General features: G+C 71.9%; 12 protein-coding genes and 2 pseudogenes. 8 read left to right on the top strand and 6 right to left on the bottom strand.

Going from position 1 to position 10,454, the window contains the following annotated elements:
• Window positions 1-860 precede the first annotated feature (860 nt).
• Window positions 861-2,525, top strand: a complete 1,665-nt coding sequence (locus tag ACZ6X9_RS32435; RefSeq protein ID WP_469781617.1) for a DNA cytosine methyltransferase — start codon at window positions 861-863, stop codon at window positions 2,523-2,525.
• Window positions 2,526-2,949: 424 nt separating this feature from the next.
• On the opposite strand, the gene ACZ6X9_RS32440 is transcribed toward ACZ6X9_RS32435, so the two are convergent.
• Complete coding sequence (locus ACZ6X9_RS32440) at window positions 2,950-3,327, bottom strand: hypothetical protein (RefSeq protein WP_469781618.1); 378 nt, start codon at window positions 3,325-3,327, stop codon at window positions 2,950-2,952.
• 109 nt (window positions 3,328-3,436) lie between these two features.
• Here ACZ6X9_RS32440 and ACZ6X9_RS32445 point away from each other — a divergent pair, with 109 nt between their 5' ends.
• Entirely contained in the window at window positions 3,437-4,792 is a 1,356-nt protein-coding gene (locus tag ACZ6X9_RS32445; RefSeq protein WP_469781619.1) for a hypothetical protein, read from the top strand.
• Between the two features lie 92 nt (window positions 4,793-4,884).
• On the opposite strand, the gene ACZ6X9_RS32450 is transcribed toward ACZ6X9_RS32445, so the two are convergent.
• Entirely contained in the window at window positions 4,885-5,205 is a 321-nt protein-coding gene (locus tag ACZ6X9_RS32450; protein WP_469781630.1) for a hypothetical protein, read from the bottom strand.
• On the opposite strand from ACZ6X9_RS32450, the pseudogene ACZ6X9_RS32455 reads away from it, so the two are divergent.
• From ACZ6X9_RS32455 to ACZ6X9_RS32475, 5 genes and pseudogenes are all read left to right on the top strand, one after another.
• A pseudogene (locus ACZ6X9_RS32455) lies at window positions 5,168-5,284 on the top strand (IS5 family transposase); the annotation flags it as partial. The gene ACZ6X9_RS32450 and the pseudogene ACZ6X9_RS32455 overlap by 38 nt on opposite strands.
• Window positions 5,285-5,416: 132 nt before the next feature.
• Window positions 5,417-5,608, top strand: a complete 192-nt coding sequence (locus ACZ6X9_RS32460) for a hypothetical protein (protein ID WP_469781620.1) — start codon at window positions 5,417-5,419, stop codon at window positions 5,606-5,608.
• A gap of 51 nt (window positions 5,609-5,659) precedes the next feature.
• A complete protein-coding gene (locus ACZ6X9_RS32465; RefSeq protein WP_469781621.1) occupies window positions 5,660-5,989 on the top strand; it encodes a hypothetical protein in 330 nt (109 codons plus the stop codon).
• 7 nt (window positions 5,990-5,996) lie between these two features.
• Window positions 5,997-6,485, top strand: a complete 489-nt coding sequence (locus tag ACZ6X9_RS32470) for a hypothetical protein (RefSeq protein ID WP_469781622.1) — start codon at window positions 5,997-5,999, stop codon at window positions 6,483-6,485.
• 13 nt (window positions 6,486-6,498) lie between these two features.
• Window positions 6,499-7,113 carry a hypothetical protein gene (locus tag ACZ6X9_RS32475; protein WP_469781623.1) on the top strand — a complete coding sequence of 205 codons (615 nt, stop codon included), beginning with the start codon at window positions 6,499-6,501 and terminating at the stop codon, window positions 7,111-7,113.
• A gap of 28 nt (window positions 7,114-7,141) precedes the next feature.
• On the opposite strand, the gene ACZ6X9_RS32480 is transcribed toward ACZ6X9_RS32475, so the two are convergent.
• Both ACZ6X9_RS32480 and ACZ6X9_RS32485 read right to left on the bottom strand, forming a co-directional pair.
• Complete coding sequence (locus tag ACZ6X9_RS32480; protein ID WP_469781624.1) at window positions 7,142-8,221, bottom strand: zeta toxin family protein; 1,080 nt, start codon at window positions 8,219-8,221, stop codon at window positions 7,142-7,144.
• Window positions 8,218-8,511: a hypothetical protein gene (locus ACZ6X9_RS32485; RefSeq protein ID WP_469781625.1), complete on the bottom strand. Its 294-nt coding sequence runs from the start codon at window positions 8,509-8,511 to the stop codon at window positions 8,218-8,220. Before ACZ6X9_RS32485 ends, ACZ6X9_RS32480 begins: the two co-directional genes overlap by 4 nt.
• 252 nt (window positions 8,512-8,763) lie before the next feature.
• On the opposite strand from ACZ6X9_RS32485, the gene ACZ6X9_RS32490 reads away from it, so the two are divergent.
• Window positions 8,764-9,606, top strand: a complete 843-nt coding sequence (locus ACZ6X9_RS32490; protein WP_469781626.1) for a hypothetical protein — start codon at window positions 8,764-8,766, stop codon at window positions 9,604-9,606.
• 106 nt (window positions 9,607-9,712) lie between these two features.
• Here the strand turns inward: ACZ6X9_RS32490 and ACZ6X9_RS32495 are convergent, their stop codons facing one another.
• Window positions 9,713-10,165 (bottom strand): protein kilB, encoded by a 453-nt coding sequence (locus ACZ6X9_RS32495; protein ID WP_469781627.1) that lies wholly within the window; start codon window positions 10,163-10,165, stop codon window positions 9,713-9,715.
• Window positions 10,159-10,454, bottom strand: a pseudogene (locus tag ACZ6X9_RS32500) (hypothetical protein); the annotation flags it as partial. The gene ACZ6X9_RS32495 and the pseudogene ACZ6X9_RS32500, both read right to left, overlap by 7 nt.

Consider the following 10,454-nt stretch of genomic DNA (forward strand, 5'->3'; position numbering starts at 1 on the left):
CTTGCGAACGAGCACGGCCAGTTCGTCCACACCTGGAAGCAGTGCGGCCGGCGGTCCGGGCGACAGGTCGGTGGAGTGCCGGGGGCGCTGCCCCCAGACCCCCGCCAGCGCCCCGGCGGCGCTGGACCCGCCATGGTCATTCACAGTCCCTCGGCATGGTGTGGTCGTACCGCGCGCCGTGCTGCCCGGCGGTCGGGCGCGGGCATCGTCCCCGCGCGCGGCCGCTGGCCGGTGGCACGCTCATCGCACCTTCGGCGCGATCCGGCAGTGCGCCCCTTATCGGGGCCCGAGTGCGCAAGCGCCCTCGGGCTGCGGGCGCCAGGGCGCCCTTGCGCATTCCCGCGGGGGGCTCCTCCGGACCCCGCCCCCCGCGGACCGGTATCGGCGGGTGCTCACCGCCGTGGTGGAGGTAAACGACGAGGGGGCACCGTCGGCTGACTCACCGTCGTGGTGGCGTCCTCGTGGTGGAGGGTGGCAGTGGTGTCGAGAGGAATCGGCGCTAGCAGATTGCCGCTTCGCGGTGGCCGAGGACGGCGTCCGCGGTGCAGTCGAGCGGTGCGCGGCCGGAGCGGTCCAGCCGACCGTGGTGGACGCGGCGTGCGCTGCGTCGGGTCGGCTGCGCCTGCCCAGCCGCGGAGGCCTCCGACCGGCCCGTCATACGGCGGCCGCCGGATGGGGGGAACCGCGCCTGAAGTGCCATCAAAAGTGCCGCTGACCTGCGGTTTCGTGGCGTGAAGGGGTTGACTCGGGCCTTAAAACTTGAGAGTATTGTCTACGTCGAAAGGGGGCGGGAATCCCCTCCCGGCCACCGGGCCCCGGGCCCACACCGAGAACCCTCAACGAGACCAAGGACGGTCACGGTGAGCACCCTTGCGAGCAGCACCGCCCCCGTCGCGGCGGCGGACTCGTTCGGCCGCCCGTACGCGAACGGCTTCCAGCCGGCGGTGCTGGAGTGGGACGGCTGGACGTGCGCCGACTGCATCGTCTGCGGCCTCGGCGCGCAGTGCGCCGACTGCCGGGCCTGCACCGAGTTCGCCTTCCCCTACCCGCCGCACTGGGCCCGGCCGTGGGTGAAGGGGATGCCCGAGCGCGGCATCGAGGCGTTCGGCGGCCCGGGCGGCATGTCCGCCGGACGGCGCCTGGTGGACGACGGCGGCGACTGGGTGCTGATCGAGTACAACCGCGACGCCGCAGCCACCGCCCGGGCGGCCGGGCACTGGGTGATCGAGGCGGACATCCGCACGCTCGACCCCCGCCACCCCGTCCTGCGGGGCGTACGCCGCTTCCACGGCTCCCCGCCCTGCCAGACCCTCTCAGGCGCGGGCAAGCGCGCCGGGTGGAACGCCGACGAGATCGCCGAACTCCAGTCGATCATGTGGCAGGCGAGCGAGGCCTTCGGCTTCCTGGAAGTCGACGACCTGTGCAGCCTCTACGGCGGTCCCCACCACTACTTCGGCGACATCATCGACGGCATGGAGGACCACCCCGACGCCGACGGGGGCGAGCTGTGCGGCGGCGGGCACCTGCCCCCCTGCATGACCCCCGCGGAGTTCCGGGAGTGGGCGGCCTCGGTGGTCTCCGACGACCGTACGGCGCTCATGGCCGAGATGCTGATCTGGCCGATGTGCCTGGTCCAGATCGGCGCCCCGCTGGTGTCCATCACCATGGAGCAGAGCGCGAACCTGCTCCGCCAGTCCCCGGCCCTCGCCGAGGCCATCCAGTCCGAGATCACCAGCGTGGAAGGCCTCGGCTGGGCATGGTGCTCCTGGCAGGTCGCGGACGCCGCCGACTACGGCGCGGCCACCCACCGCGAGCGCGCCTGGATGGTCGCCACCCGCTACGAGGAACCCCGCTACGCGGACCACGTGGACGGCGACAAGGCGGCCCGCGCGATGTGGGCGCACATCCTCAAGCGCACCGGCCGACTGCCGGACTGGGCGCCGGAACTCGACCGGCGGATCGAGCCCTACCAGGGGCGCCCCGCCCTGCCGAAGGTGACCGTTGCGGCCGCGCTCGACCTCCCGGCGGACTGGTGGGCCGACACCCGCGGCAAGCGCGGGCTGAACGCCGACGGCAAGCCCCTGGGCGGCGGATCCTTCCGGCTCGACACCGTCGGGCAGTGCGTCACCGCCCCCTGGTACGCCATCAAGTTCCGCCCCGCTCACGTCCCCCAGGGTGAGGGCACCAACACGATCACTGCCCCCGAACTCGGCGCCCTGGTCGGCTTCCGCCGGGACTACCCGTGGACCTACATTCCCGCCCGCGTGGGCGCCCGGGGCGTGCGGAACATCGCGCAGATGATCGCCGACGCCGTGTCGCCGTTCATGGGCGCAGCCGTCTCCTCCGCCGTCCAGGGCGAGGACTGGTACCAGCCGACGGCCACCTATCAGGCAGAGGTCTACCGGCTGGACGCGCCGGACCCGGAATGGGCCGACATCCCCGCCGACACTAACCACCCGGTTCTGCCCGGTCAGCGCGCCGAGCGCCAGTCGATCGAGCAACTGGAGCTGTTCCCCGCAGCCTGATCGGCATCCACGACGAAGCCCCGGCGGGCCGCTGGAGATGCGGCTCGCCGGAGTAGTGTGCGAAGACGCGGACGCCGATGTCGATGGCAGGTTCACGATGTGGGTGAGGTGCCCGGTGTGATCGGGCGGGGGCAGCGAGATCCTCTGGATCGGTCGTCCACTCCGACCTCCGCCCGACGGGAACCGTCACGTCGGCGGACACGGTTTGTTGCCCGTAAAGGCATTCCCTAGGCCGGGAGATGGAGTGTCAAGGTGGAGCGCCCGCACCGCCGGCGCGTCGGGAGGAACGAGCGACGCGGCGAGGAGCGGACGTACGACCTTGGCGCGGAGGAGACCGGCCGGACACTGGATAGGCCGGGGAGGGATGCGTGCACAACGCGAAGGGCCCCGCGAAGCGGGGCCCTTCCTCTGCGCTCCTGCGTCGTTAGCCGGAGGCGGCTGCGGCGGTCGCCGCTTCATCCGCACCAGCACCTTCCTGCGCGGGCAGCGTAGCCACCGACGGGGCGGTCGAGGAGCCCGAAGAGGGCGCCTCCGGTCCCGTCCTCTTGGCCGCGGCGCGCCGACGCGGACGACCCTTCGGACGCTTCTCTGGTTCCTCGCAGCCGATGGCCGTCAGCTCCTCCGAGGTCCACCCTGCCGCTTCCGCATTTGCGTAGGCCTTGCCGTACGGCTCGTCCAGCAGGGCCAACTGCCGCTGGAGTTCCTGACGCTGGCCCAGGATCTCCGCCAGCGGCTCGAACGCCGCCTCACGGGCTGCCTGGATCTCCCTCATCCGCTGAATGATCTCGTGTGCGTTCGCCATGCCCGGGATCGTACTTGCACGCCGCCGGCCGCAGCTTCGCGGGACGTCTCGTCACCGCAGTCCATAGGGGTTTTTTGATGGTCAGCCATGTGCACCGGGTGCGTTTCTGGTGGCAGTAGCCACCGGAAGCAAGGCGCAGCACACCGTCGCGTTGGTCAACGACCTCGTCGCCAGCCACTTCGGTTCGCCCCCCGAACGCCTGCCGCTGACCCCCTACTCGTACACCCTCACCACGCAGGCTGCGCGGGACTACCTCATCGTGCGCATGGCCGACCTGGTCCACCAGAGCAGCCGCGTTCTCCTCCCGCTCGCCATCGGCGAGATCCACCCGGGCGTCACCGCGGCGATCGACGACGCACGCACCCACCTCACCCGCGCCTCCATCCTCGGACGCAGCCGGTCCCGCCTCGCCGACGCCTCCGTCGGTGCGCTCCCCGTCGCCCTGCCGGTCGAGGCGGTACGGGCCCTGCCCAGCGATTCCACTACCACGGTGACCAGCCAGCTCACCGCCGACTGCGACCGCCTGATCCGCGCGGCCTTCGAGGCCCGCACCGGGGCCAGCGACCACCGGCTCAGCGGCTCGGACCTGCAATACATCGGCCGCGCTGCGGCCCTGGGCCGGCTCTTGGCCGGACGGATGATCCTCCACACCACTGCACACCACCCCGACACTGCCCTCGCCGCCCTGGCACGGGACGCAGCGGACCGGCTCCGAGACGCCGCCCGGGCCTGGCACGAGACGGCTACCGCCTGGCACCACATCGTCGACCTCGCCGATCCGCGCGCCTACCCCGGTCTGCCGCAGCCCGCCTACCGGGTCGGTGAGCACATCCGGCTCCCCCAGATCCTGCCGCACCCGGCAGCCGTCATCGCCGAGACGGCCACCATCCGCCTCGGCCAGATGCTCTACGGGCCCCAGTGGAAGCCCGACGCCACCACGCTTGAACAGCGGCTCGCCGCCGCCGTGGTCGCCGACGCCCGAGGCGAGGGACTGCTCCTCGCGGCCGTCTACCGTCTGCCCGCCGCCGGCCGCCTCCTCGCCGACGCCGCACCCGCCATCGTCGAGCGGCTGAGCGACCGCCTGGTCACCGATTCTCCCCACTACCGACCCACCGGTGCCCGAGTCCGCTTCTACCCCGCCCAGCTCCGGCAGATCGAGCACCTGAACACCGTCTACGGTCAGGCCGCCACCGCGGACGCCGCTGCGGCGGACGTCCTGGTGACCGCGTGCCGACGTACCGGAACCGACCTGACGCGAGCCGCCCTCGATGCCACCGTCCAGCAATTGATGCCTACCGCCGCCGCAGAGCAGGCCCGCCGCGTGTCCGCTGCGGCGGCCCGTGCCCGCTCCACTACCCGGCAGACCGGCCCCCGCTCCCCGTCCGGTCTGCCGGGAAACCGCGCCTTGCCGCCGCAGTGGAGGCAGCGCCTCGGTCATCTGCCCCGGGACGGCCGGTCCCGTTGATCAGGACCATATCGCCGGGAAGGCCAGCCGGGCAGTGCCGACGGTTTCCCGGAGCTGCTGGCGACCGGCCTCGGGGAACATCGGTACAGCGGTTATCCGTGAGAACGATCATGGTGAGGGGGCGAGGGCGCTGACCCTGTTCTCGTACTCGCGGCGGGCCTTGCGCTGGGCTGGCACTGCGGGGAGGCCCTGGCCGCCGCGACCGCGCCGCCCGCGAGGGCGGGGCGGCGCTTGGTGTAGCGGTCGGCGAGGGTGGGGGCCTGGGCTCCGAAGGCGGCAAGGTCGGCGGTGAAGACGTCCTGGAGGACCTGGTAGTCCTCGACGCCGGGGGCGCTGACGGTCTCGCCGAGTTCGAGGCCGCGCAAGGCGCCGGTGACGAGGTCGTCGGCGCTCATGCGGGGCACGGCGCTCATGGCCCGCCGCTTCACCGGCGAGAACACCATCTCCTGGCGCGACCCGACACCACGGCATCAAGCTCACATTCCAGGATGAAACACCGAGAGAAAACGACCTCTGAGAAGTCCGCACCGCGGCAGGAAACGCCCCTGGGCGGCCGGCGGGTTCGTGAGATCCTGAGCGGGTTGTGGCCCGTGTGGGAGACAGGCCGAAGTACCAGGAGGAGACATGGAAAGCGGCGTCAAGGGGCTTGCCCGGCGCACGGCCGTCGCGTTTGCCGGCGGTCCGGCGTTCGGTCTGGTCATGTGGGGTGTGACCGGTGTCCAGGGGTGGCTGATGTGGGGGGTGTGGGCCGGGATGGTGTTCGCCCTGGTCGTCCTGGGCGCCGGGGCGATCGTGCTGCGGCACGGTCGTGCGTAGCTGGGCCGCACCCACCCCGCCGCCGGCGGGACTACCTTCCGGGAGACCCCGATGGACGACACCACCGCCCCGCGCCGCGTGCTCACCGAGGACGAGTACGCCGAGGCCGCCGCCGGTCTGCGCTGGGCCGCCCGGCACGGCGGCGTCACCTTCTCCGAGGCCCAGGCCGAGGACTTCGCCGCCGCCGCCCTGGCCGCCGTCGGCGTGCTCACCCCGCCGCCCGCCGTCGAGCCGGACACCTGCACCGCCCTGTGCGCCGACGAGGACGGCGCCTGGCTCCAGTGCGGCCAGACCCCCGGACACACCGGCGACCACGAGGACGAGGGCGGGGAATGGACCTGGACCGACGGCGATCCCGACGCCATCCCCCCGCAGGGCTGAGCCCTCGATGAGCGAGACGGACACCACGCCGCCGGCGGCGGAAAACTCCGTCGGCGGCGCCACCCTGGACGTCGAACCCGTCGGCGGCCAGGCGCTGCCCGCCGCCCGCTCCGGCCTCTCCGACGCCGCCCGCCGCACCCACACCCCGCCGCCGGCGGGACCACTCCGGGAGACCCCGATGGACACCACCACCGCACGCCGCATCATCACCGAGGCGGAGTACCAAGACGCGTGCAACCGGGTGCACAAGGCCACCGGTCTGACCGGTGACAGCGTCGCCCACGCCGTGACCGTCGCCCTCGCCGCCGTCGGCGTCCTCACCCCGCCGCCCGGACCGGACGAGCTGGAGCCCGATACCTGCACCGCGCTGTACCCGGACAACTATGGCCACTGGGCCCAGTGCAAGGAGGAGCCGGGGCACAGCAAGCCGTACCACCATGACGGTGACTTGATGTGGCTTGACGAGCACCGTGATGCCCGGGCCGCACAGGCATGACCCCGCCTTGCCGATGAGCACACCGAGCACCACGCCGCCGACGGAGGAACACCCCGCCGGCGGCGCTCTGGACGTTGCGCCCCCCGGCGGCCAAGCGGTGCCCGCCGCCCGCTCCGGCCTCTCCGACGCCGCCCGCCAGGCCGCCGCCGACGGCATCCCCGACGAGACCCGGCGCGGATATGCGGGCGACTGGCGCCGGTTGACGGCGTGGGCGCTCGCCAACCGCCGCAACCCGCTGCCGTGCACCGGCGACACACTCACCGAGTACGTCACGTGGCTGACCCTCACCCCGCGGCCACGGACCGGCCAGCCCTACAAGCCGGCGTCCATCGACCGCGCCATGGCATCCGTCGTCGTCGCGCACCAGGCCGCCGAACTCCCGCCGCACCAGAAGGGGGCCCGGTTGGTCCTGCGCGGCTACGAGCGCTGGCTGAAGGAGAGCAAAGACCCGCGCGGCCGCCGGAATGCAGCCACCGCCGCCACCCCGGCCGTCCTGCGGAAAATGGTCGGCGCGCTGGACCGCACCATCCCCATCGGCCTCCGCGACGCCGCCGTCCTGCTCAACGGGTTCGCGCTCGCCGCCCGCCGCCGCGATGTGCTAGACGCCCATGATCGTTCTCACCGATAACCGATGTGCCGATATTCCCCGAGGCCGGCTACCGACTGCGGCGCCGCTGTTGGTCGGTACCAGGAGCGCTACCGGTGTGCGGAGCCCCGCTGTGCGGGTGAGCGGGCTCAGCCGGCCCACGCGTGACGGTGGTGGAACGGCTGCGGGCCGCGGAGACGCGGACGGCCGGTAGCGTCGTCGGCGCTGCAGGCCACAGGGGGCCCAGCGCACGATGCACGGCGCTGTCGGCTGCGGGGTGCGCGAGAGGGCGGGCGAGTTTGGCGATTGCCCCCAGCTCCCGAAGGGGTGCAGCACGATCCGACACCGGGAGTTCGTTGATCCGTCCGTGGGTGCGCGCGACGATCGCGGCGAACCGGCGGGACTCCTGTTCGGTCCAGGGACGGTCGCGCTCCCCGATCACTGCCTGCGGTGTGCCCGGATCTCGCGCCCACCGGCCGGTGCTGTCGAGGTGGTTGCTGTAGACGACGGACGCGTCCCTGCGTACGACGAAGACCCAGTTGGCGAGCCGGCCCTCGTCGATTCCTGCGGCTGCCCGAACCACGCCGCGGTAGCAGGCGTCGTGAATGGCCCGGTCGATCATCCGCCCCTGCCCGAAGGCCTCAACCTGCTGGAGGTAGCGGTCCAGCGCCCCCAGGCGGCTCATCGACTCGTGCACCGCGACCACGGGCACTTCGACGCGGTATCCGGCCGCCCTCAGCCGGGCGGCGGGCTCCTCGAAGTCGCGAGGATCCCGCATGGCGGACTCCAGCACAATATCGAAGCGTTCACGGATGGCGTAGGCCTCCGCTGCTTCCATCCATTTGTGCCCGTCGATGCTGGTGTAGGCACCTGCGGTGGTGTCATCCGCGCGCATCAGCTCATCGAACTTCGGGTGGTACGGCTTGTAGGTGTCCAGGTTGATGTTGACGGCGTTCCCCCGGCCGGCGAGCGCTTGGGTGGCCAGCGCGGTGATGGAGGTCTTTCCAGCACCGGTCTGTCCCGACACGATGATGGCCAGAGGCTGCTCCTGGGACGTTCCGACAAGCTCGTTGGGTACGATCCGCTCGCGGAAGATGCGGTCGTTGTCCGCCTCGGACAGGGCGTACAGGGTGCGGTCCACCTCGGTCACTCAGCACCCCGCAGCTCTGTCAGGAGCTGGACGCACTCAGCGGTGACCGCGTCGACCTCGGCCCGATCGGCCGGCGTGAGGCTCCGGCGACGAGCGGCCCACTGGCGCTGTGCGACGGACAGAGATTCGGCTCGCGCCGTGGCGAAGGCGGCTTCCGCTGCCTCGATCAGCCGCGAGTAGGCGCCGATGACGTGATTGATGCCTTCCAGGGCGACTTCGTAGGCTGTTCCGTCCTCGGCCGACCACGGGGCCGAGCTCAAGTTCCGAAGGACCGATCCGGGTTCCGACATGATCCCCTCCTTACTCCTCATCGTGGTGCGGTAACTCCGACGCTGGATACACATCTTGACTCTGGCAGACGCGGGCCACTGCGGTCTCGGGATATTGCTCCTCGCCTGCGAGTCGGTGTGAGGGGACCTTCCAGGTTCTGCGAGGGCGTCAGCGGGGCGCGGGTGCATCTTCCCTCTGTGTGCACCCCGAGAAGCGCGAACTCGCCCCCAAATCTCACCTCTTAAGAGGTGAGATTTGGCTAAGGTGGAGCCATGACCACCGAAGCCGTCGCAGCCATCCCCGAACCCGCGCCTGCTCCGTCCCTGGAACTCGTGCCCGACCCGCCCGCCGAGGTGACGGTCGCCGAGATCGCCGCCGGAGTCACCTCCGCCCTGGTCGAGGCCTGGAACGCGGTCCGCGCCCGCCACCCGGACGTCCCCGAGGCCGTCATCAGCATGGCCACCGGCGGCCGCGCGAGCTCCGTCGAACTGGCCCACTTCGCCCCCCGCCGGTGGCGCCTGCGCGAAGGCGACGGCCCGCTCCACCACGAAGTCTTCGTCACCGCCGAGTCGCTCGCCGACGGCCCGGCGAAGGTCTTCGGGTACCTGCTGCACGAGGCCACGCACGCGGCGAACGAGGCCCGCGGCGTCAACGACTGCTCGGCCAGCCAGTACCACAACAAGCACTTCCGCAAGACCGCCGAGGAGCTGGGACTCATCCAGCGCGACGTCACCGAGAAGTGGAAGAAGAAGTACGGGTTCGCCGGTACGGAGCTGGGCGAGGAGGCCGCCAGGACGTACGCCGACCAGATCGCCGCCCTGGACAAGGCAATGCACGCCACCCGCACCCCCGACAACTTCCCCACCCGCACTCGCGGGGACAGCGGCAGCACAGGCGGAACGAGCGACGCGGAAGCCGGTGCCGACGCCGGCGAGGACGGCGGGGACGGCGAGGTGCCCACCGGCAAGAAGGAGAAGGAAGACCGCAACTACCTCAAGGCCGTGTGCCAATGCGAGCCGCCAGCGGTCATCCGGGTGTCCCCGAAGACCCTGGAGCGCCGCAACATCATGTGCGGCGACTGCATGGAGAACTTCGCGCCGGAGCGGTCCGGCTGAGAGAGGCCGCGGGCCCCGGCGGTCCCCTGCGAGGGGGAGCCGGGGCCCGCGTCGTTATGCGTCCGCGCCCCCGTGGTGCACCAGGTGCAACACCTACGGCGCGGGGTCAGGCGAAGTGCCGGGAGGCCGCCGCGACGAACCTGTCCGCCGCGGCGATGGCATTCTCGCGCAGTGCGTCCAGCACCGCCTTGTCGGTGGCGCCGCGCAGCGCGAGCACGGCCCGCGTCGCCTCCTCAGCGGCCGGGGTGAGCGAGGGAACGAGGATCGAGACCAGCACCTTGGGCGCCTCGATGACGGACCGGGTGGCGTGCGAGGCGGCCCGCGCCTCGGCGAAAACCTCCGTGGTGGCCCCATCGAGCCGGAGGCCTTCCCGTACGACCATGGTGCGGCGGTGGTCGGCGACCGCTGCGGCGAACGCCGTGACGGCCTCCAGCTCCTTGTCGCGCCGGTGGTCGTCTCGGGCCTCGGCGCGGGTGGTGTGGGCGGTGCGGTGCTGGATGACCCCGGCCACGATCGCGCCGAGCAGCGTGCCGACGACCGCGATCACGGTGCTCAACACGAGCCCTGGCCGTCCGGGGCGACCGCCACCACGTCCGCCGTGAAGCGCCACGCGTCCTTCCCGCCGGCGGGCGGCTGTGCCACCACCGTGTCGTGGCGGGTGTCCCAGCCGGTGCAGTGGGTGGTCTCCTGGCCGTTGCTGTCGTAGCGGACGGTGATGTCCCAGACGGGCCAGGTGCCGAGGGGGCGCGGGCCGCGGGTGATGGCGAGGACCTCGTAGGCGCTGGTGTCGTCGCCGTGGTCGTAGCGGCCGCCGACGACGCGGGGGCCGATCTGGGTGGCGATCCACT

It is taken from the genome of Streptomyces sp. NPDC052910, assembly GCF_055585605.1.